Raw genomic sequence first — 20,534 nt, 5'->3', positions numbered from 1 at the left:
GGCCGCACAGCATGGATTCGTCATCTGATAAAAAAGAAGAACTTCGTCAACAATTGCGCCTCGCGGCGCTCGAATACCACGAGTGCCCGACGCCCGGCAAGATCAGCGTCACGCCGACCAAGCAACTGACCAACCAGCGCGACCTGGCGCTGGCCTACTCGCCGGGCGTGGCCGCGCCATGCGAAGAGATCGTCATCGATCCGGCCAACGCCTACAAATACACCGCGCGCGGCAACCTGGTGGCCGTGATCACCAACGGCACCGCCGTGCTGGGCCTGGGCAACATCGGCCCGCTGGCGGCCAAGCCTGTGATGGAAGGCAAGGGCGTGCTGTTCAAGAAATTCGCAGGCATCGACGTGTTCGACATCGAGATCAACGAATCCGACCCCGACAAGCTGGTCGACATCATCGCCTCGCTGGAGCCGACCTTCGGCGGCGTCAACCTGGAAGACATCAAGGCGCCCGAGTGCTTCTACATCGAGCGCCAGCTGCGCGACCGCATGAAGATCCCGGTCTTCCATGACGACCAGCACGGCACCGCCATCATCGTCGGCGCCGCCATCATGAACGGCATCCAGTACGTCGGCAAGGACATCGCCAACTGCAAGCTGGTGGTGTCGGGCGCCGGCGCTGCCGCGCTGGCCTGCCTGGACCTGATCGTCGACCTCGGCTTCCCGCTGGAAAACATCTACGTCACCGACCTGGCCGGCGTGGTCTACAAGGGCCGCAAGGAACTGATGGACCCGGACAAGGAACGCTTCGCGCGCGACACCACGGCCCGCACCCTGGCCGAAGTGATCAGCGACGCCGACATCTTCCTGGGCCTGTCCGCCGGCGGCGTGCTCAAGCAGGACATGGTCAAGGCCATGGCGCCCAATCCGCTGATCCTGGCGCTGGCCAACCCGAACCCGGAGATTTTGCCGGAAGACGTCAAGGCCGTGCGCGGCGACGCCATCATCTGCACCGGCCGTTCGGACTATCCGAACCAGGTCAACAACGTGCTGTGCTTCCCGTACATCTTCCGCGGCGCGCTGGACTGCGGCGCCACCACCATCACGCGTGAGATGGAAATCGCCGTGGTGCACGCGATCGCCGAGCTGGCGCACGCCGAGCAATCGGACATCGTCGCCACCACCTACGGCTTCACCAACCTGTCGTTCGGCCCCGAGTACCTGATCCCGATGCCGTTCGACCCGCGCCTCTTGATCAAGATCGCCCCGGCCGTGGCCAAGGCGGCCGAGGATTCCGGCGTCGCCACCCGTCCGATCAAGGACCTGCAAGCGTACGCCGACAGCCTGCAGCAATTCGTCTACCGCAGCGGCACCTTCATGAAGCCGCTGTTCCAGGTGGCCAAGAAGACCGCGTCCGACCTCAAGCGCATTGTCTACGCCGAGGGCGAGGAAGAGCGCATCCTGCGCGCGGTGCAGGTGATCGTCGACGAGAAGCTGGCGCGTCCGATCCTGGTGGGCCGTCCGGCCGTGCTGGAAACGCGCATCAACAAATTCGGCCTGCGCCTGAAGCAGGGCGTGGACTTCGACGTCATCAACCCCGACCACGACGAGCGCTACCGCGACTACTGGCAGGCCTACTACGAGCTGACCGCGCGCAAGGGCGTCACGCAGGAGTACGCCAAGCTGGAAATGCGCCGCCGCCACTCGCTGATCGGCGCCATGATGATCAAGAAGGGCGACGCCGACGGCATGATCTGCGGCACCTTCGGCACCACCCAGCTGCACCTGCACTACATCGACCAGGTGCTGGGCAAGCGCGAAGGCGCCTGCGTGTACGCCGCGATGAACGTGCTGATCATGCCTGAGCGCCAGCTGGTGATGGTCGACACCCACGTCAACGAAAACCCGAATGCCAAGGAACTGGCGGCGATCACCGTGATGGCTGCGGAAGAGATGCGCCGTTTTGGTTTGTCGCCGCGCGCGGCCTTGCTGTCGCACTCGAACTTCGGCTCGTCCAACAGCGAATCGGCGCAAAAGATGCGCGCCGCGCTGGAGCTGGTCAAGCAGCTCGACCCGGCGCTGGAAGTGGACGGCGAGATGCACGGCGACACCGCGCTGGACTCCAAGCTGCGCAACTCCATCATGCCTGGCACCAGCCTCAAGGGCGACGCCAACCTGCTGGTGATGCCGAACATCGACGCCGCCAACATCGCCTACAACCTGGTGAAAACGGCGGCCGGCAACGGCATCGCGGTGGGCCCGATTTTGCTGGGTTGCGCCAAGCCTGTGCACATCCTGACGCCATCGGCCACGGTGCGCCGCATCGTCAACATGACCGCGCTGTGCGTGGTGGACGCGGTCGCCCAGCGCAAAGTCTAAAAGTCTAAAAAGCAATTTGGGGTCAAGTCTGACATTCGGACACGAGCACAACCGTAGCGCGCTGCTACGGTTGTGCTCGTGTCCGGATGTCAGACTTGACCCCATTTTTTATCGATTGGTAACAAGATGTAAGGGATGTAATTGACATAATTGGTGAGAAGTGCGGCTCAGGTGCTCTGTTACAATAGCGGGTTGTAAAGTCACCCATGATTTGGATTGCTATTCACCATGAATAAAATAAAAAGAGCCCTGGTTACGGGCATCACCGGCCAGGACGGCGCTTATCTGGCCGAGTTGTTGCTGGAAAAAGGTTACGAGGTCACCGGCACTTATCGCCGCACCAGCTCGGTGAATTTCTGGCGGATCGAGGAACTGGGTATCCAGTCGCATCCGAATCTCAAGCTGGTGGAATACGACCTGACCGACCTGGGCTCCAACATCCGCCTGCTGCAATCCGCGCAGCCGGACGAGGTCTACAACCTGGCCGCGCAAAGCTTTGTCGGCGTGTCCTTCGAACAGCCGGTCACCACGGCGGAAATCACCGGCGTCGGCCCGGTCAACCTGCTCGAAGCCATCCGCATCGTCAATCCGAAGATCCGCTTCTACCAGGCGTCGACCTCGGAAATGTTCGGCAAGGTGCAGGCCGTGCCGCAGAAGGAAGACACCCCGTTCTACCCGCGCAGCCCGTATGGCGTGGCCAAGCTGTATGCCCACTGGATGACCGTGAACTACCGCGAGTCCTATGGCATCTTCGGCTGCTCCGGCATCCTGTTCAACCACGAGTCGCCACTGCGCGGCCGCGAGTTCGTCACCCGCAAGATCACCGACTCGGTGGCCAAGATCCACCTGGGCCAGCTCGACGTGCTGGAACTGGGCAACCTGGACGCCAAGCGCGACTGGGGCTACGCCAAGGAATACGTCGAAGGCATGTGGCGCATCCTGCAGGCCGATGAGCCGGACACCTATGTGCTGGCCACCAATCGTACCGAAACCGTGCGCGACTTCGTCAGCATGGCGTTCAAGGCGGTCGACGTGGCGCTGGAGTGGAGCGGCGAAGCCGACCACGAGATCGGCACCTGCAAGAAAACCGGCAAGGTGCTGGTGCGCGTCAATCCGAAGTTCTACCGTCCGGCCGAGGTGGAGCTGCTGATCGGCGATCCGGCCAAGGCGCTCAAGGAACTGGGCTGGAAGCCGCAGACCACGCTGGAGCAGCTGTGCCAGATGATGGTCGAGGCCGACCTGCGCCGCAACAAAGCCGGCTTCTCCTTCTAAGGAACCGCGATGGCTGCTGAAGGCATGGAGGGCGCCGGCAAGCGCGCCCTGGTCACGGGGCTGTCCGGGTTCACCGGCCGCTACGTCGAGCAGGAGCTGCGCGCGGCCGGCTACGAAGTCTACGGCACCATCACACCCGGCCACGCGCCCGGCGAGCGCCAGTTCGCCGTCGACCTGAACGACCGCGCCGGCCTGGCCGACATGGTGGCCCAGGTGCGTCCGGACGTGGTGGCCCACCTGGCCGCGATCGCCTTCGTGGGCCACGGCGACGTCGAGCAGATCTACCGCGTCAACGTTGCCGGCACCCGCAACCTGCTGGAGGCGCTGGCCGCCAGCGAGCATAAACCATCGGCCGTGCTGCTGGCCTCCAGCGCCAACATCTACGGCAACACCGACGCCGGCGTGATCGGCGAGGACGTGCCGCCGGCGCCGGCCAACGATTACGCGGTCAGCAAGCTGGCCATGGAGTACATGGCGCGCCTGTGGCGGGACAAGCTGCCGCTGATCGTGGTGCGTCCCTTTAACTACACCGGCGTCGGCCAGCACGAGAACTTCCTGTTGCCGAAGATCGTCTCGCACTTCCGCCGCCGCGCCGCCGACATCGAGCTGGGCAACCTGCACGTGTGGCGCGATTTCTCCGATGTGCGGATGGTGGCGCAAAGCTATCGCCGCCTGCTGGCCGCCGGTCCCTCGGTGGCCGGCCAGGCCTTCAACATCTGCTCCGGCCACGCGTACTCGCTGGGCGAGGCGCTGGCCATGATGGCCGACATCGCCGGCTACCCGATCAACGTCCACGTCAACCCGGCCTTCGTGCGAGCCAATGAAGTGGTGCGCCTGGTCGGCGACAACCGCCGCCTGCTGGCCGCCATCGGCCCGCTGGACACGGTGCCGCTGGCCGACACGCTGCGCTGGATGTACACGGCGTGAGCATGGCCGACACCAAGACTGACACCAAGGCCGCCAGCCCGGTGCGGGTGGGCCTGTCCACCACCACCGCCGAGACCACGCTGACCGGCGGCCGCCTCGACGGCCTGGGCGTGTACAGCCGCGCGCTGCTCGAACATTTGCCGCATGCCGGCGCCGAGGTGCAGCCGCTGTCCTTCGCGCCCGGCGGCGACGCCAGCCGCGTTCACGTGGGGCGCGCGCTGCCGCGCTCCTTCCGCGGCGCGACCTTGGCCGACCTGGTGCTGCCGTCCTCGGTGCGGATGAGCGTGCGCGGCCTGGCGGGCCAGGGCGCGGCGCCGCTGGACCTGTTCCACGCCACCGACTACCGCATCGTGCGCATGGACTGCCCGGTGGTGGCGACCCTGCACGACGCCGTGCCGATCGCCCATCCCGAGTGGTGCACGCCGCGCCTGCGCGGCCTGAAGAACTGGCTGCAGATCAAGGCCGCGCGCAAGGCCCAGCATGTGATCACCGGCTCGCACTATTCGATCCGCGAGCTGGTCGAGCACTTCGGCGTCGACGAGCGCAAGATCAGCGTGGTGCACCACGGCGTGCGTCCCGAATGGTTCGAGGCGCCGCCGGCCGAGGCGCGCGACGCCACGCTGGCGCTGCACGGCCTGCGCGCCGGCTACTTCCTGTTCGTCGGCACGCTGCAGCCGCGCAAGAACGTCGGCCGCCTGCTGGAGGCCTACCTGGCGCTGCCACCGGTGCTGCGCGCCGCGCGCCAGCTGGTGATCGTCGGCGCGCCCGGCTGGCTCAGCGACGAGCTGGTGGCGCGGATCAAGGCCGCCGGCCAGCGCGGCGAGAACGTGGTCTGGCTCAGCCGCCTGACCGACGACGCCCAGCTGCACCACATCTACGCCGGCGCCGGCGCCTTCATCTTCCCGTCGCTGCACGAGGGCTTCGGCCTGCCGCTGGTGGAAGCGTTCGCCAGCGGCGTGCCGGTGGCCACCTCCACCGCCACCTCGCTGCCGGAAGTGGCACAGGGCGCGGCGCTGGAATTCGATCCGCTGTCGGTGCCGGAGATCACGGCCGCGATGACCACGCTGGCGCGCGACGATGCGCTGCGCCAGCGCTGCATCGCCGCCGGCCGCCGCCGCGCGCTGGAGCTGACCTGGGACGCCGCCGCCCGCCGCACCGTCGAGGTGTACCGCGACGTCCTGTCCAATTGAAGCATCACTGAAGCTGCCATGCGCGTCCTCCATTTCTACAAGACCTACTACCCGGACACCTGGGGCGGCATCGAGCAGGTGATCCGCCAGCTGTGCGTGGGCACCAGCCGCCTCGGCGTGCGCAACGAGGTGCTCACGCTCACGCGCGACCGCGGCCCGGCGAGGATCGAATTCGAGGGCCACACCGTGCACCGTGCGCGGCTCGATTTCGAGATCGCCTCCACCGGCTTCTCGGCCGGGGCGATCCGCCAGCTGGCGCGCCTGGCGCGCGACGCCGACGTGATCCACTACCATTTCCCGTGGCCGTTCATGGACCTGGCCCACTTCCTGGCGCGCATCGACAAGCCCAGCGTGGTGACCTACCACTCGGACATCGTGCGCCAGAAGAACCTGCTGCGCGTGTACGGCCCGCTCAAGCGCGGCTTCCTGCGCAACGTCGACACCATCGTCGCCACCTCGCCCAACTACCTGGCCTCGTCGCCGGTGCTCAAGCGCTTCGAGCACAAGACCCGGACCATCACCTACGGCCTGGACAAGACGATCTATCCGCAGCCGCCCGAGTCGCTCAAGGACCAGTGGCGCGCGCGCTGCGGCGAGCGCTTCTTCCTGTTCGTCGGCGTGCTGCGCTACTACAAGGGCCTGCACATCCTGCTCGACGCCATGGCCAACCTGGACTACCCGGTGGTGATCGTCGGCGCCGGCCCGATCGAGCAGGAGCTCAAGGAGCACGCGCGCCGGCTCGGCCTGACGCACGTGATCTTCGTCGGCGCGGTCGAGGAGCTGGACAAGGTGGCGCTGCTGGAGCTGAGCTACGCGATGGTGTTCCCGTCGCACCTGCGCTCGGAGGCGTTCGGCATCTCGCTGCTGGAGGGGGCGATGTACGGCAAGCCGATGATCTCCAGCGAGATCGGCACCGGCACCACCTACATCAACATCGACAACGAGACCGGGCTGGTGGTGCCGCCGGACGATCCGGCCGCCTTCGGCGCCGCCATGCGCACGCTGTGGGAGCAGCCGGAGCGCGCCGCCGAGATGGGCCGGCGCGCCGAGGCCCGCTACTGGGAGCTGTTCACCGCCGAGACCATGGCGCGCAACTACCACGCGCTGTACGCCGAGTTGGCCGCCGGCCGGGGCCGGCCTGCCGCTTGATCTGGCGCAAGGCCGCCGATGGCGGGCGCGGCTATGATGGCGGTCGAACTCCGCGCCCCGCCGATGGTCCTCAAAGTCGGCGCCGCCAAGCCGGCGCCACCCCCTGTGCGACGCAACGACGTCGACCGGGCGGGAGTTCACCACCAGCGCCCGCGCGCCACGAGGTAGAATACCGCACCATCCTGAATCCCGGAGATCCGCGTGCGCTGCCTGGTTATTGAAGACGAAGCCGAAACGGCCAACTACATCTGCAAGGGCCTGCGCGAGGCCGGCTACCTGGTCAGCGCCTGCGACAACGGCCCGGACGGCCTCGACCTCGCGGTCGGCAGCGACTGGGACATCATCATCCTCGACCGCATGCTGCCGGGCCGCATCGACGGCTTGTCCATCGTCGACAAGCTGCGCGCGCTGGGCAAGCAGACCCCGGTCATCATCGTCAGCGCGCTGACCTCGATCGACGCCCGCGTCAGCGGCCTGCGCGGCGGCGCCGACGATTATTTATCCAAACCGTTCGCCTTTTCCGAGCTGCTGGCGCGCATCGAGGCGCTGCAGCGGCGCAGCGCGCCCGGCGCCGACAGCTCGACCTTGCAGGTGGCCGACCTCAAGCTGGACCTGCGCACCTTGCGCGTGACGCGCGGCGCCAAGGTCATCACGCTGCAGCCGCGCGAATACCGGCTGCTGGAGTACCTGATGCGCAACGTCAACCAGGTGGTGACCCGCACCATGCTGCTTGAATCGGTGTGGGACTACCACTTCGACCCGCAGACCAACGTCATCGACGTCCAGATCAGCCGCCTGCGCGCCAAGGTCGACAAGGACTTCCCCGTCATGCTGATCCACACGCTGCGCGGCGTCGGCTACCGCATGGGCCCGATCCCGCCCGAGGACGCCGGGCCGGCCGGCGGCGCCGCCCAGTGATCGACCTGCGCGCCTCGATCGCGGCCCGGCTGGTGCTGGGCTACGGCCTGCTGGGCACGGCCTCGATCGTGCTGGTGTCGGCGGTGTTCTACCGCGGCACCGTGGGCGTGCTGGACCAGGACATCGACGGCCGCATCATGGCGCAGTCGGACCGGCTGGTGGCGCGCGCCGGCGGCCAGCCGCACGGCGCGCTGTCGGCCGAGGTGCGGCGCCTGCTGGACGACGGCATCGACAGCGATCGCGAGCTCTTCGAACTGCTGGCGGCCGACGGCACGCCGCTGGCCGGCAACCTTGGCCCGTTGCCGGCCGCCGCCGCGCGTGCCGGCGACGGCCCCGAACTGCTCAGCACCGTGGTCGCGCGCGGCCGCCACCAGGCGCCGGCGCGGCTGTACCTGCGGCCGCTGGACGGCGGCGGCCTGCTGATCGTCGGGCGCGACCTGAGCGAGCAGGAGGCGGTGCGCGGCGTGATCTGGCGCGCGCTGCTGGCCGGCGCCGGCGTGTCGCTGCTGCTGACGGTGGCCGGCGCGCTGCTGTTCCGGCGCCTGGTCGAGCGGCGCCTGGGCACCATCCGCCGCACCGCCGCCCACATCGAGGCGGGCGACCTCAGCTCGCGCATCCCGGTGCGCGGGCGCGACGAGTTCGCGCTGCTGGGGCGCGACATCAACCGCATGCTGGACCGCATCGAGCTGCTGATGGACGGCATCCGCCACGTCTCGAACGCCATCGCGCACGACCTGCGCACGCCGCTGGGCCGGGTGCGCAGCAAGCTTGACGACGCGCTGCGCTCCGAGGCCACGGTGCCGCGCCTGGCCGGCGCCGCGCGCGACGCCATCGAGGAGATCGACGACCTGATACGGCTGTTCGAGCGCCTGCTGCAGATCGCCGAGGCCGAATCGGGCATGCGCAGCCGCCTGTTCGAACGCCTCGACCTGGGCCACATCGCCCGCGACATCGGCGAGATGTACGAGGCCAGCGCCGAGGACGGCGGCGTGGCCCTGACGGTGGACGCGCCCGAGCACCTGTACGTGGACGGCGACCGCAACCTGCTGGCCAGCGCGGTGGCCAGTCTGCTGGACAACGCCATCAAGTACGCCGGGCCGGGCCACGCGGTGCGGGTGCGGGCCGGCGTGTACCGCGGCGGCCTGGCCTCGATCGCGGTGCAGGACGACGGCCCCGGCATCCCCGAGGCCGAGCGGAGCAAGGTGACGCGGCGCTTCTACCGCCTCGACGACAGCCGCCACCTGCCGGGCAACGGCCTGGGGCTGGCCATCGTCAGCGCCACCGCGCTGGCCCATGGCGGCGAGCTGGTGCTGGAGGATGGCGCGCCGGGGCTGGTCGCGCGCATCCTGCTGCCGTTGTCGCCGTCCAACTAGCTATCCGATCGGTAATGTGGCCGCAAGCCGGTCCGCGCTAGCATGGACGGTTACTCACGGAATCCCTCTTCACCATGCACGACTTGCGCGACATCGCCGACTGGCTCAAGCAGCACCCGGTCCATCCCGACCGCCAGCTGCCCGGCACCCTGCCGGACCCGGCGTTCATGGCCGGCGGCGAGCCGGTGGTGTCGTTCAGCAGCAACAATTACCTGGGGCTGGCCAGCCATCCGCGCGTGACGGCGGCGGCCAAGGACGGCCTGGAGCGGCACGGCGCGGGCAACTGCGAATCGCGCCTGCACGGCGGCGACCTGGCGGTCTACCGCGCGCTGGAGGACCGCCTGGCGGCGCTGCAGCGCAAGAGCGACGCGGTGCTGTTCGCCTCCGGCTACATGGCCAACCTGGGCGTGCTGTCGTCCATCGTCAAGGCCGCCACGCTGGCGCGCCTGCACGGCTACCGCGCCCGCAAGCGCCACAAGTACGCCTACTATTCGGACGAGTGCAACCACGTCAGCATCCGCGAGGGCATCCAGCTGTCGGGCGCGCTGCGCTACAACTACCGCCATGGCGACATGGACCACCTGGCCTCGCTGCTGAAGGCGGGGGCGGAGGAGGGCGCGACGCCGGTCATCGTCAGCGACGGCGTGTTCGGCATGGAGGGCACGATCGCGCCGCTGCCGGCGCTGGTGGCGCTGGCCGAGCAGCACGGCGCGCTGTTGTACGTTGATGACGCCCACGCCACCGGCGTGCTGGGCGCGCACGGCGGCGGCACGGCCGAGCACTTCGACTGCCACAGCCCGTGCCTGATGCAGATGGGGTCGCTGGGCAAGGCGCTGGGCGCCAGCGGCGGCTTCGTCGCGGTCGAGCGCGACATGGCGGACGTGATCCGGCTCACCAGCGCGGCGTATGGCTACAGCCGCCCGCCGCCGCCCAGCCAGGCGGCCGCGCTGCTGGCGGCGCTGGATGTGCTGGAAGAGGAACCGCAGCGGCGCCAGCGCCTGTGGGACAACCAGCGCTACTTCATCGAGCGGATGGCGCCGCTGGGTTATACCTTCGTGTCGACGCAGACGCCGATCCTGCCGGTGCTGGTCGGCGAGGCCGAGGCTTGCCAGCGCCACGCGATCGCGCTGCGCAAGGAGGGCATCCAGGTCGAGGCGGTGCAGTTCCCGGCGGCGCCGGTGGGCCAGGCGCGGCTGCGTTTCATGATGAACGCCGGCCACACCGGCGCGCAGATCGACCATGTGGTGCGGGTGATGGCGCAGCTGGCCGGACGGGCCTCACGGCTGGCCTGAGTCCGCACCGCCACCCGCGCCACCAGATCAGGACTGGGCGAACGCCAGGAAGTCGGCGTTGAACTTGTCCTTGTGGGTGTCGGTCAGGCCGTGCGGCGCGCCGGGATAGGTGATCAGCTTGGCGTGCTTGACGATGGCGGCCGAGGCGCGGCCGGCCGCGTTGATCGGCACGATCTGGTCGTCCTCGCCGTGGATGACCAGGGTCGGCTTGTCGAACTTTTTCAGGTCGTCGCGGAAGTCGGTTTCCGAGAACGCCTTGATCGAGTCATAGGTGTTCTTGTGGCCGGCCTGCATGCCCTGCGCGTACCAGGCGTCGATGATGCCCTGCGACGGCTTGGCGCCCGGACGGTTGTAGTTGTAGAACGGGCCGGAGGCCAGGTCCAGGTACAGCTGCGCGCGGTTGGCGACCGAGGCTGCGCGCAGGCCGTCGAACACTTCCATCGGCAGGCCGCCGGGGTTGGTGTCGGTCTTGAGCATCAGCGGCGGCACGGCCGAGATCAGGCCCAGCTTGGCGATGCGCTTGGTGCCGTGGCGGCCGACGTAGCGCGCCACCTCGCCGCCGCCGGTCGAGAAGCCGGCCAGGATGATGTTCTTCAGGTCCAGCGCCTCGATCAGCTGGGCCAGGTCGTCGGCGTAGTGGTCCATGTCGTTGCCGTCCCACGGCTGGCTCGAACGGCCGTGGCCGCGGCGGTCATGGGTGATCACGCGGAAGCCGTTGTTGGCCAGGTGGAAGGCTGCCGATTCCCAGCTGTCGGCGTTCAGCGGCCAGCCGTGGCTCAGGATGACTGGCTGGCCGGTGCGCGGACCCCAGTCCTTGTAGTAGATCTCGACGCCGTCGCGGGTGGTGATGGTGCTGACCGATTTCTGCACCTTGCCGGTTGCGGCCTGGCTGTCGCCGCTGACGGCGGCCAGCGGCAGGGCGACCGCCGCGGCGGCTGCGACCGCGGCGCCGGTCATGGCGGAACGGCGGGAGGTATCGAGGGTTTTGCTGGACATGATGTGTTTCCTTTTTGAGTGGTGATGAGTCTCATGGTAGGCAGGTCCGGCCGGCTTGGAAACGCCCATACGTGCAGGATGGGACTGCAACTTTGCACATACCCCCATCTGGTTGCCGCAACCCCCTTCCTTGGAGGGAGCGGGCCCAACGTTGCCTAGTTGCATTCCTTGCAAAACTCCATATACTTGGCGGGCTGATCCGCATATCGACGGATCTCACCTATGGGATGTGTAGAGACGATGGCTTTCCTGACCAAGAAGAAGATAGCGCTGGCCGTGGGCCTGCTGGTGATCTGCGGCGCCAGCGCCGCCTGGTACTCCAAGAGCAAGACCCCGGTGGTCGAGCCGCCGCGCTTCCGCGTGGCCGCCGCCGACACCGGCAACATCACGCAGACGGTGACCGCCACCGGCACCATCAACCCGGTGGCGTTGATCAACATCGGCTCGCAGGTGTCGGGCACGGTGAGCGAGCTGAAGGCGGACTTCAACGACCACGTGCAGAAGGGCCAGGTGCTGCTCAAGCTCGATCCGACCATTTTCAACGCCCAGATCCGCCAGGGCGAGGCGCAGCTGGCGTCGGCGCGAGCCAACCTGCGGCTGGCGCAGGCCACCCACCAGCGCAACCAGACGCTGGTGACGCAGAGCTTCATCTCGCCGCTGGCGCTGGACCAGTCCAAGCGCGAGGTCGACGTGGCGCAGGCCAACATCCAGCTGGCGCAGGCACAGCTGGCGCGCGCCCAGGCCGACCTGGACAACAGCGTGATCCGCTCGCCGATCGACGGCGTCATCATCAAGCGCACGGTGGACCTGGGCCAGACCGTGGCGGCCTCGTTCACCACGCCGACGCTGTTCCAGATCGCCCGCGACCTGACCAAGATGCAGATCGACACCAGCGTCTCCGAGGCCGACGTCGGCGCGCTGAAGGAAGGGCAGGCGGCCCGCTTCGTGGTGGACGCCTATCCCGACAAGGAATTCGACGCGCGCATGCGCCAGTTCCGGCTGGCGGCCAACGTGGTGCAGAACGTGGTCACCTACAACGTGGTGCTGGACGTGGACAACAAGGAAGAGCTGCTCAAGCCGGGCATGACGGCGCAGGTGCGTCTGCTGGTGGGCAATCGCCAGCAGGTGCTGCGCATCCCGACCGCCGCGCTGCGCTTCCGCCTGAGCGACGAGGAAGTCGAGAAGCAGGCCAAGAAGGACAAGGCGCTGGCCGCCAAGGCCGGCAGCGCGTCGGCCAGTGCGTCCGCGAGCGCGGTGGCCGTGGCCGAGGCGCCGCAGGAGGACGACGCCGCCTTCCGCAGCAAGAGCGAACTGGCGCGCTCGTTCAAGATCTACACCATGGACGACAAGAACAACCCGGTGGCCAGGGACATCAAGATCGGCCTGTCCAACTTCCGCTACACCGAGGTGGTGGGCGGCGACCTGAAAAAAGGCGACAAGGTGATCACGCGCGCCATCAACGAAAAGCAGGGTGAGCTGTGACGGCGCCGCAACCGCTGATCGATATCCGCCAGGTCACCAAGAGCTACTTCTCCGGCAACGTCGAGACCCAGGTGCTGTTCGGCATCGACCTGGCCGTGCCGCGCGGCGACTTCCTGGCGGTGATGGGGCAGTCCGGCTCGGGCAAGTCGACGCTGATGAATATCTTCGGCTGCCTGGACCAGGCCACCGGCGGCAGCTACCACCTCAACGGCGTCGACACGCTGACGCTGTCGCGCGCCGAGCTGGCGACCATCCGCAACCGCACCATCGGCTTTGTGTTCCAGAGCTTTAACCTGATCAAGCGCATGAGCGTGGCCGAGAACGTGGCGCTGCCGCTGATCTACGCCGGCGTGTCGCGCTCGAAGGCGCACGCCAAGGCGCTGGTGGAGCTGGAGCGGGTCGGCCTCAAGGACTACGCCAAGCGCACGCCGAACCAGCTGTCCGGCGGCCAGCAGCAGCGGGTGGCGATCGCCCGCGCGCTGGTGGGCGATCCGCCGCTGATCCTGGCCGACGAACCGACCGGCAACCTCGACACGCAGACCAGCATCGAGATCATGCGCTCCTTCCAGCAGCTCAACGAGGAGCGCGGCATCACCATCCTGCTGGTCACGCACGAGCCCGACATCGCGGCCTACAGCAAGCGGCTGATGCGGCTCAAGGACGGCCACGTGCTGTACGACGGCCCGGCCGCCGAGGGCTTGCGCCAGCTGGCGCAGAGCCACGAACCGATAACGGTATAAATCATATGAATCCTTTACAGATAGTGGTCGAGGCGTTCCGCTCGATGATGGCGAACCGCCTGCGCACGCTGTTGACCATGCTGGGCATCATCATCGGCATCACCTCGGTGGTGTTGTTGCTGGCGGTGGGCGACAGCATGAAGCGCTTCATCGCCAAGGAGCTCGAGCAGCTGGGCACCAACATGCTGTTCGTCTCGCCCGGCGGCGACCGCGCGCAGCAGCAGCGCATGCGCACCGGCGCGGCCCCGGCCCTGACCATGGCCGACGCCGCCGCGCTGAACGCGCTGCCGTCGCTGGCCGGCGCGGCCGGCGTGTTGCAGGGCGGCTTCAACCTGGCGGTCGGCAACGAGAGCGCCTCGAAGACGGTGCACGGCGTGACGCCGGCCATGTTCAAGATCCGCGGCTGGAAGATCGACAAGGGCAGCGCCTTCAGCGACGCCGACGTGCGCGCGGCCTCGCGCATGGTGGTGATCGGCAAGAAGATCGCCGACCAGTTCTTCTACAAGGTCGACCCGCTGGGCAAGTACATCCGCATCGAGAACGTCTCGTTCCAGGTGGTGGGCGTGCTGTACGGCGAGGGCAAGCAGGTGGACGGCGGCGACCTGGCCGACTACGTGCTGGTGCCGATCACGGCGTCGGCGGCCAACCTGGTGCGGCTGCCGTTCCCCGGCAACGTGCATTACGTGGTGGCGCAGGGCAAGTCCGGCGGCAATCTGCAGGACGCCATCCAGGACATCAACGAAACGCTGCGCGACCGCCACCACATCAAGTTCGAGCAGCCGGACGATTTCCGCATCGACAACCTGGCCTCGTTTGCCGAGACCGCGCAGAAGATCAGCGCCGGCCTGGCCGCGCTGCTGGGCCTGATCGGCGCGATCTCGCTGGTGGTGGGCGGCATCGGCATCATGAACATCATGCTGGTGTCGGTGACCGAGCGCACGCGCGAGATCGGCATCCGCATGGCGATCGGCGCCAAGCCGCGCGACGTGCTGCTGCAGTTCCTGACCGAGGCGGTGGTGATCTGCCTGGTGGGCGGCGTGTTCGGCATCCTGCTGGCGACCGGCGCGGCGGCGGCCATCACGTCCACCGGCAAGTTCGACGTGTTCATCACGCTGCAGGCGGTGGTGGTGGCGTGCGGCTTCTCCAGCCTGGTGGGGGTGTTCTTCGGCTTCTACCCGGCGCGGCGGGCGTCGAAGCTGCTGCCGGTGGACTGCCTGCGCTACGAGTAGTTCAGTAGTCGAACTTGCCGCTGCGGGCCGAGTTCTTGAAGAACGAGGGCGCGGTCTCGCGCTCCAGGCGTTCCTGCTCGCGGCGCTGCTTCGCCTCCAGTTTTTTCTGGGCGATGCGTTCGTTCTGTTCGTCGATGCGGCGCTGCATGTCGCGGCCCTGCTTGCTGTTGCGCAGCAGGCTCAATTTCTGCAGCATGGCGGCGCACCAGATCAGGAACACCACCAGCAGCGCCAGCAGATAGCCGGCCTGCCATACGCCATAGTTCTGGCTGATGATGGGGAACAGCGGGCTGGCATCCTCCAGCCAGCCCTGGCCCAGCACGCCGCACACGGCCGCCAGCGCGCCCAGCACCAGCGTCTTGACGATCAGCCACCGGCTGGCCTTGACGCGCTGGTTCCAGAATTGCTGCAGGTCTTCTTGGTGGTCGGTAGGAGTGGTCATGACGTTCGGAATGCGTGGCGGTAGTGCAGCGAGCATTATGTCATATTTTCCACTGGGAAACTAACTTGCAGCCTTGATCCCGCGCAAACAACGCGGCCCGGTCCCCTGTGCGGGGCCGGGCCGTGGTTTGCCGTGACGGGCTTAGTTCTTCTTGGCGATCTCGTTGCCGACGTAGGCGCCGCCGACCGCGCCGGCGATGGTGGCCGCCGTCTTGCCCTTGCCGCCGCCAACCTGGTTGCCGATCAAACCACCAACCACCGCGCCGATGCCCATGCCGAGCGGGCTGTTCTGAGCCACCGGTGCCGGGGCGGGAGCCTGCGGCTGTGGCTGGGCTGCTGGCGCCTGGGCGACATAGTCGTCATTGTTCACATGGCGCACTTGCGGCGTCACATGGTGCACGGTGCGGTGCTCGGCCACGACGGGGCGGCTTTCCGGCATCGGCTGGTTGGCCGCTTGCTGGCCGGCCTGCGGCGCGACGTTGGCGGCCACTGGCGTGGTGTCCTGCGTGGCGTGCGAGCTGGGCAGCAGGCCGGCGATCGACGCGGCGCCGACCAGGCTTACCAGCGTCAGCGATACGGCCGCTACGGCCATCAGAGGGTGGATACGGCTACGGGTGGTTGGGGTGGTCGTCATTTTATTCTCCTGTATTGCGCCACGGTGGCGCTTGCTCATATAACGAGCCGGAGGACAAAGCCGGTGACGCAGAAAGTGTTTCCAGAGTAAGTAAATGTTACGGCGCGCCACGGGCCGCGTGGCGCCGTTCCAGCCATTCGTGGCCGCCGCTGGCCAGCGCCTTGGCGATCACGGCCGGCGGCAGGCTGTAGACGGTGGCCCAACTGGCGCGGCCGTCGCCGGTGTTGGACGGGAAACTGCTGATCTCGACCGGCCAGTTGTATTTGCGCTTGAGCGTCTTGACGATGGCGGCCAGCGAGGTGCGGCCCTGCAGCGGCGGCGCGCCGGTCTGGTCGGCGTCGGACAGCAGCACGGCGAGCACGGCGCCGCGCGCGGTCAGCGGGCCGGGGAATTTGGGGAGTTTGGCGGGAGGCATGCCGCCATTCTAGCGGAACGGGCTGGCGAGGCGGAGGCCGTTGTGGTCCACCCCGCCTGTCGCTTAGGCCGCCTTGGCTTTGCGCTTGCGTGCCAGGCCGATCAGGCCGAGGCCGGCGCCCAGCATCAGGTAGGTGCTGGGTTCCGGCACGGCGGTGACCGACACGGTGTCGAGACCGATGTAGTTGGAACGGGTGCCGGACGGGCCGCCGTCGTCGACCGCGTAATGGAAGGCGAAGGCGCCGGCGGTGGCGCCGGACAGGCCGCTCAGCGTCACGCTGTACTTGGTCCACGAATCCGGATAGCCGGCGACGTCCTGAGTGGGATTGACGGACAGCAGCAGCGAGCCGAACGAGCCGACGCTGGCGGCCGAGTGGCCGACGTCGGTGCCGCCGGCGTTGCTGAAGCGGACTTCCAGGCGGTCGGGGAAATGCGAGTTTTCAACGGTGCGGGTGTAGAACGACAAGGTGTCGCCGTTCTGGTAAGTCGAGGTCGGCATGATCAGCCAATTGCTGATGGCCGACAGGTCCTTGCCGCTGGTCCAGCTGGCGCCGATGAAGGAGGAGGGCGCGCCCTGCTGCGCATTGAACACCTTGGAGTCGCCCTGGAACCAGCTGGCGTCGCCGACCGGATCGCTGTTGTTGACGATCGTCCAGCCGTGCGGCACGCCGCCGTCGAAGTTCTCGTTGAGCGCGTCCGCCGACGCGGCGCCGGCGCTCAAGGCCATGGCCAGCAGCAGGGTGGACATCACAGCAGGTTTAAACGATACAGCCATTTTCTACACCTCCATCAATCTATCGAAAGAATACCGGCGGGCCCCCGCCGCACCGGGCCGTGCAATCTTGTAAAGATGAGATTGCAGGAAATTACGATAGCATGCGTGCAACGGAAAAATGGACGTTGTCTTAATGTTATATAAGGGTTATGCCGCTTTAGCGGGAAACTACATGGGGATGGCACAATGGCTGTTGTTTCGCGAGCGTGTCGGCGGTGGCAGCGCCGGCCTGGTATCAGGAAACCATCCTCACTCCGGCTGGCGACAAAATGTCACCACCTGATGATAGAGTGGCACCGGTGTGCTACCATGTTCTTGCTCAGTAGAGCTCACTTAAATAAGCATCGGAAGGCTTAAACCATGAACGCGACGGAAGAAAGAGGCCGTATTACGGCCAGAGTTTCTGCCTCGGTAGCAGAGAAACTCCAGGAGGCAGCGGATTTAGTGGGGGCTACGGTGAATCAATTTTTGGTACAGGCCGCATTAAAAGAAGCGAACAGAGTGATCGAACGAGAACACACGATCCGCTACACCCGTGAAGATGCTGCCATGTTGATAAATTTGCTCGACTCCCCACCATCGCCCAACCCGGCGCTAGTGAAGGCGTTCGCCCAATATAAAACCAAGGTGGAAAATGGCATACTCACTATCCGCTCTGGAAGCGGCACATGAAGTAAATCGGTTCACCTGTGGTAAGCCTGAGCTTGATAACTATCTGCAGGCGACGGCAAGACAGCACCAAAGCAAGAATATCTCCAAGACGTATGTATTAACGAGCGATGAAGACCCGACGCTGATCATAGGGTTTTTCACGATGGCAATTCGACCAATGACGCCTAAGGGCGACATGCCGGCAAGCTTGGTCAAGCGTCTGCCCAATACCATCCCCGGCTTCACCTTGGGACGTCTGGCCGTTTCCGAGACGCACAAAGGAAAGGGGCACGGGGCGACATTGTTGATGGCAGCGATGGCTAAAGCCAAAGCGGTGGCAAACGAGGTTGGGGGCTTTGCGTTGTTCGTTGACGCCAAGGACGCCGAAGCGTCAAGCTTCTATCAGAAATATGGTTTCACACCGTTCCCATCCGATCCTCGGATCCTCGTGATACCGATCGCTCACATCCCTGGATGATATCGCGAGCGCAAATGAAAAAAGCACTGACGGGGTCAGTGCTTTTGTCTTGTGTTCTGGTGCCTCGGGCCGGAATCGAACCGGCACGCCTTGCGGCGGGGGATTTTGAGTCCCCTGCGTCTACCAATTTCACCACCGAGGCCGGTGTGTCGTCCCAACTTCAACGACTTGCCAGGGAGCTCAGCTACTACGCCATCCCGGCAACGCGACCCGCATTATCACTGATTTGCCTGCATGCCGCAACCCGTGATGTGGAAATTTTATATTTTTGCAAGTGCCACGGCCGGCGCCGCGCCCAGCTGCCGCTGCTCCAGCAGCGAGAAGATGGCGTCCTTCGACAGCACGTACTGCTCCATCAGCACCTCCTTGAGTTCGTCGATCGCCACGCGGTAGTCGGCGATCGCGCCCAGGGTGTACGAGTACAGCTCGTCCGCCTTGGCCTGCACCTGGTCGAGGTCGCGCTCCTGGTTCTTGAACTGGCTGTAGTCCAGCTTGGAGCGTGAATACATCGACAGCTGGTTGACCATCATGTCCAGCATCGACGTGGCCTTCTGGATATCGTTCTGGCTGCCCACCGAGATCCCGCGCGCGCCGTAGAACAGCTCCTCGGCCGCGACCCCGCCGTACAGCTGGATCACGTCGCGCTCCAGCTCCTCCAGCGTGCGCAGCGCGACGTCGTCCGAGGCCGACAGCACATAGCCCAGCGCGCCCAGCTTGGACACCGACTCGGTGCTGATCTTGAGCAGTGGCGAGCGCTCCTTGATCTGCTCCAGCGTCAGCCCCTGGCGCAGCCACGGGTCGATCTGCATGAAGAAGTGGCCCAGCTCGTGCAACGCCACGCGCTCGCGCTGGCGCGTCTTCTCGGCGCTGGTGGCGCGGTCGGTCAGGCCGATGGTGGCGCGCTCGAAGGCGCGGAACATCAGCCCGGTGTCGATGGCCGCCTGTTCCTGGATGGCGATCATGCTGGCGCGGTCGACCACGGTCTGCAGCAGCGCCGGGCTGAGGTTGGCGGTGATCTCGGCCACCTGGTCGAGGTCGAGCCGGTCCCAGGCCACGCAGCCCTCTGCCTTGCGCGCCAGGAAGGCGCGCAGCAGCTCGCGCCGCTCGGCCTTGTTGGGCAGCCGGAAATTGATCTTGACCGAGAAGCGGCGCAGCATGGCCTCGTCCATCGACGAACTGGCGTCGTCGAAGTTGGAGGCCACCACCCAGATCACGCCCGCGCCCTGGTCGCTGCGCACGCCGTCGAGCAGGCCCAGCAGCGCGTTGGCGGTGTCGTCCTCCCATTTCTTGTCGCCGCGTCCGCGCGGCATGAACAGGCCCTGGGCTTCGTCGAGGAAAATGATACAGCTGCCGCGCGCGCAAGCCTTGCGGTGTAACGCGTGCAGCGCCTTGGCGCCGCCGCCGATGTAGCCGGACTCCAGCGCCGAGGCCGAGGCCTGGATCAGCGGCACGTTCAGGCGCTTGGCCAGGTAGCCGGCCAGCTTGGTCTTGCCGGTGCCGGCCGGGCCGGTCAGCATGACGTTGAAGGGCTTGTCGATATCGTGCTGGCGGTACACCGCGCGGTTGCGGATCATGTCCTCCAGGTGCAGCACTTCCTGCTTGATGTCGTCCATGCCGATCAGGTCGTCCATGCTGCCGGCCAGCTGGTCCGGGCTGAGCACGGTGGCCGAGACGCCGGTGCCGGGCAGGCCGTTGCGCAGCACGAACAGCACCAGGCCCACCAGCAGCAGGTCGACCGCGTGGCGACGCAGCCAGCCGCCGGCGCGCGCCATGGTGCTGTCGTCCTCGTCCTGCAGCACCGCGCGGTGCGAGGCCAGGTAGTCCTCGCGCGCGATCGCGTACGGCAGGTTGTGCTTCAGCAGCACTTCGCGCTCCAGGCTCAGGTGCGTGGTGGCCGGCACCTTGACCACATACAGCAGCGGGTCGCCGCGCAGCTTGAACACATAGCGCGGCGCCTCCGACAGCGGCGCCGCCACCAGCAGGTATTCCAGCCGCTGGCGCTGGGCCGGCAGCGCGGTGATCTGCGCGATGTCCTGCGAGCGCAGCACGGGTTGCGGATCTTGCGGCACGTCGGCGCGCCAGCCGAGCAGGGCCGCGATGGCAAGGGCCAGCAAGGCCAGGCCGGCGCGCACATAGTTGTTGCGCAGGGCTGCCTGCAATTTGTACAAGGTGAACATGATGCTATCCAGAATAAGACTGTGCGGCTGAGGTCGGATTTGGGCGCGGGGTTGGGGCGCAGCAGC

General features: G+C 66.7%; 19 protein-coding genes and 1 tRNA gene. 13 read left to right on the top strand and 7 right to left on the bottom strand.

The features are described from left to right. Window positions 1-11 precede the first annotated feature (11 nt). From ACUJB0_RS22515 to ACUJB0_RS22480, 8 genes are all read left to right on the top strand, one after another. On the top strand, window positions 12-2,330 hold the full coding sequence (locus tag ACUJB0_RS22515; RefSeq protein ID WP_444847172.1) for an NADP-dependent malic enzyme: 2,319 nt from the start codon (window positions 12-14) through the stop codon (window positions 2,328-2,330). 228 nt (window positions 2,331-2,558) lie between these two features. Beyond that, window positions 2,559-3,602, top strand: coding sequence for a GDP-mannose 4,6-dehydratase (gene gmd, locus ACUJB0_RS22510; RefSeq protein ID WP_444847171.1), 1,044 nt, complete (start codon window positions 2,559-2,561; stop codon window positions 3,600-3,602). 9 nt (window positions 3,603-3,611) lie between these two features. Further along, complete coding sequence (locus ACUJB0_RS22505; RefSeq protein ID WP_444847170.1) at window positions 3,612-4,529, top strand: NAD-dependent epimerase/dehydratase family protein; 918 nt, start codon at window positions 3,612-3,614, stop codon at window positions 4,527-4,529. 2 nt (window positions 4,530-4,531) lie between these two features. Further along, window positions 4,532-5,719, top strand: a complete 1,188-nt coding sequence (locus tag ACUJB0_RS22500; RefSeq protein ID WP_444847169.1) for a glycosyltransferase family 4 protein — start codon at window positions 4,532-4,534, stop codon at window positions 5,717-5,719. Window positions 5,720-5,737: 18 nt separating this feature from the next. Continuing rightward, the gene (locus tag ACUJB0_RS22495) at window positions 5,738-6,868 is read left to right on the top strand and encodes a glycosyltransferase family 4 protein (protein WP_444847168.1); all 1,131 of its coding nucleotides are present in this window, start codon (window positions 5,738-5,740) and stop codon (window positions 6,866-6,868) included. A gap of 201 nt (window positions 6,869-7,069) precedes the next feature. Further along, window positions 7,070-7,786, top strand: coding sequence for a winged helix-turn-helix domain-containing protein (locus ACUJB0_RS22490; protein WP_444847167.1), 717 nt, complete (start codon window positions 7,070-7,072; stop codon window positions 7,784-7,786). Next, on the top strand, window positions 7,783-9,159 hold the full coding sequence (locus ACUJB0_RS22485) for a sensor histidine kinase (RefSeq protein WP_444847166.1): 1,377 nt from the start codon (window positions 7,783-7,785) through the stop codon (window positions 9,157-9,159). The genes ACUJB0_RS22490 and ACUJB0_RS22485 overlap by 4 nt, the downstream gene beginning before the upstream one ends. A gap of 74 nt (window positions 9,160-9,233) precedes the next feature. Continuing rightward, on the top strand, window positions 9,234-10,451 hold the full coding sequence (locus tag ACUJB0_RS22480; RefSeq protein WP_444847165.1) for an aminotransferase class I/II-fold pyridoxal phosphate-dependent enzyme: 1,218 nt from the start codon (window positions 9,234-9,236) through the stop codon (window positions 10,449-10,451). Between the two features lie 27 nt (window positions 10,452-10,478). Here ACUJB0_RS22480 and ACUJB0_RS22475 read toward each other — a convergent pair whose 3' ends face one another. Beyond that, a complete protein-coding gene (locus ACUJB0_RS22475) occupies window positions 10,479-11,447 on the bottom strand; it encodes an alpha/beta fold hydrolase (RefSeq protein WP_444847164.1) in 969 nt (322 codons plus the stop codon). 240 nt (window positions 11,448-11,687) lie between these two features. Here ACUJB0_RS22475 and ACUJB0_RS22470 point away from each other — a divergent pair, with 240 nt between their 5' ends. Genes ACUJB0_RS22470 through ACUJB0_RS22460 form a run of 3 tightly spaced genes read left to right on the top strand, consistent with a single transcriptional unit; the run spans window position 11,688 to window position 14,898 of the window. Beyond that, a complete protein-coding gene (locus ACUJB0_RS22470; RefSeq protein ID WP_444847163.1) occupies window positions 11,688-12,929 on the top strand; it encodes an efflux RND transporter periplasmic adaptor subunit in 1,242 nt (413 codons plus the stop codon). Then, complete coding sequence (locus tag ACUJB0_RS22465; RefSeq protein WP_161086761.1) at window positions 12,926-13,669, top strand: ABC transporter ATP-binding protein; 744 nt, start codon at window positions 12,926-12,928, stop codon at window positions 13,667-13,669. Before ACUJB0_RS22470 ends, ACUJB0_RS22465 begins: the two co-directional genes overlap by 4 nt. Before the next feature lie 5 nt (window positions 13,670-13,674). Next, window positions 13,675-14,898, top strand: coding sequence for an ABC transporter permease (locus ACUJB0_RS22460; RefSeq protein ID WP_444847162.1), 1,224 nt, complete (start codon window positions 13,675-13,677; stop codon window positions 14,896-14,898). A gap of 1 nt (window position 14,899) precedes the next feature. Here the strand turns inward: ACUJB0_RS22460 and ACUJB0_RS22455 are convergent, their stop codons facing one another. From ACUJB0_RS22455 to ACUJB0_RS22440, 4 genes are all read right to left on the bottom strand, one after another. Next, window positions 14,900-15,340: a hypothetical protein gene (locus ACUJB0_RS22455; protein WP_444847161.1), complete on the bottom strand. Its 441-nt coding sequence runs from the start codon at window positions 15,338-15,340 to the stop codon at window positions 14,900-14,902. Window positions 15,341-15,481: 141 nt separating this feature from the next. Further along, window positions 15,482-15,973: a glycine zipper 2TM domain-containing protein gene (locus tag ACUJB0_RS22450; RefSeq protein WP_444847160.1), complete on the bottom strand. Its 492-nt coding sequence runs from the start codon at window positions 15,971-15,973 to the stop codon at window positions 15,482-15,484. 97 nt (window positions 15,974-16,070) lie between these two features. Continuing rightward, complete coding sequence (locus ACUJB0_RS22445) at window positions 16,071-16,388, bottom strand: hypothetical protein (protein ID WP_444847159.1); 318 nt, start codon at window positions 16,386-16,388, stop codon at window positions 16,071-16,073. Between the two features lie 63 nt (window positions 16,389-16,451). Continuing rightward, entirely contained in the window at window positions 16,452-17,135 is a 684-nt protein-coding gene (locus ACUJB0_RS22440; RefSeq protein ID WP_444847158.1) for a choice-of-anchor J domain-containing protein, read from the bottom strand. A gap of 387 nt (window positions 17,136-17,522) precedes the next feature. Between ACUJB0_RS22440 and ACUJB0_RS22435 the strand changes: the two genes are divergently transcribed. Beyond that, window positions 17,523-17,834, top strand: a complete 312-nt coding sequence (locus ACUJB0_RS22435) for a type II toxin-antitoxin system TacA family antitoxin (protein ID WP_444847157.1) — start codon at window positions 17,523-17,525, stop codon at window positions 17,832-17,834. Further along, window positions 17,797-18,291 (top strand): GNAT family N-acetyltransferase, encoded by a 495-nt coding sequence (locus ACUJB0_RS22430; protein WP_444847156.1) that lies wholly within the window; start codon window positions 17,797-17,799, stop codon window positions 18,289-18,291. Before ACUJB0_RS22435 ends, ACUJB0_RS22430 begins: the two co-directional genes overlap by 38 nt. Window positions 18,292-18,348: 57 nt before the next feature. Here the strand turns inward: ACUJB0_RS22430 and ACUJB0_RS22425 are convergent. Then, window positions 18,349-18,433 (bottom strand) — tRNA-Leu (locus ACUJB0_RS22425). Window positions 18,434-18,551: 118 nt separating this feature from the next. After that, window positions 18,552-20,468 carry an AAA family ATPase gene (locus ACUJB0_RS22420; RefSeq protein WP_444847155.1) on the bottom strand — a complete coding sequence of 639 codons (1,917 nt, stop codon included), beginning with the start codon at window positions 20,466-20,468 and terminating at the stop codon, window positions 18,552-18,554. Between the last annotated feature and the right edge of the window lie 66 nt (window positions 20,469-20,534).

It is taken from the genome of Duganella caerulea (genome assembly GCF_040362985.1).
Lineage (GTDB): Bacteria > Pseudomonadota > Gammaproteobacteria > Burkholderiales > Burkholderiaceae_D > Rugamonas > Rugamonas vulcania.
Note: the sequence above shows the minus strand (reverse complement) of the source record. Positions and strands in the feature narration are given on the sequence as shown.

Bases quoted from the DNA above. Each gene is read 5' to 3' on its own strand.
- ACUJB0_RS22505 (WP_444847170.1), top strand. From the start codon at position 3,612: ATGGCTGCTGAAGGCATGGAGGGCGCCGGCAAGCGCGCCCTGGTCACG.
- ACUJB0_RS22515 (WP_444847172.1), top strand. From the start codon at position 12: ATGGATTCGTCATCTGATAAAAAAGAAGAACTTCGTCAACAATTGCGC.
- gmd (WP_444847171.1), top strand. From the start codon at position 2,559: ATGAATAAAATAAAAAGAGCCCTGGTTACGGGCATCACCGGCCAGGAC.
- ACUJB0_RS22460 (WP_444847162.1), top strand. From the start codon at position 13,675: ATGAATCCTTTACAGATAGTGGTCGAGGCGTTCCGCTCGATGATGGCG.
- ACUJB0_RS22470 (WP_444847163.1), top strand. From the start codon at position 11,688: ATGGCTTTCCTGACCAAGAAGAAGATAGCGCTGGCCGTGGGCCTGCTG.
- ACUJB0_RS22455 (WP_444847161.1), bottom strand. From the start codon at position 15,340: ATGACCACTCCTACCGACCACCAAGAAGACCTGCAGCAATTCTGGAAC.
- ACUJB0_RS22445 (WP_444847159.1), bottom strand. From the start codon at position 16,388: ATGCCTCCCGCCAAACTCCCCAAATTCCCCGGCCCGCTGACCGCGCGC.
- ACUJB0_RS22420 (WP_444847155.1), bottom strand. From the start codon at position 20,468: ATGTTCACCTTGTACAAATTGCAGGCAGCCCTGCGCAACAACTATGTG.
- ACUJB0_RS22440 (WP_444847158.1), bottom strand. From the start codon at position 17,135: ATGTCCACCCTGCTGCTGGCCATGGCCTTGAGCGCCGGCGCCGCGTCG.
- ACUJB0_RS22450 (WP_444847160.1), bottom strand. From the start codon at position 15,973: ATGACGACCACCCCAACCACCCGTAGCCGTATCCACCCTCTGATGGCC.
- ACUJB0_RS22495 (WP_444847168.1), top strand. From the start codon at position 5,738: ATGCGCGTCCTCCATTTCTACAAGACCTACTACCCGGACACCTGGGGC.
- ACUJB0_RS22475 (WP_444847164.1), bottom strand. From the start codon at position 11,447: ATGTCCAGCAAAACCCTCGATACCTCCCGCCGTTCCGCCATGACCGGC.
- ACUJB0_RS22435 (WP_444847157.1), top strand. From the start codon at position 17,523: ATGAACGCGACGGAAGAAAGAGGCCGTATTACGGCCAGAGTTTCTGCC.
- ACUJB0_RS22500 (WP_444847169.1), top strand. From the start codon at position 4,532: ATGGCCGACACCAAGACTGACACCAAGGCCGCCAGCCCGGTGCGGGTG.
- ACUJB0_RS22480 (WP_444847165.1), top strand. From the start codon at position 9,234: ATGCACGACTTGCGCGACATCGCCGACTGGCTCAAGCAGCACCCGGTC.
- ACUJB0_RS22430 (WP_444847156.1), top strand. From the start codon at position 17,797: ATGGCATACTCACTATCCGCTCTGGAAGCGGCACATGAAGTAAATCGG.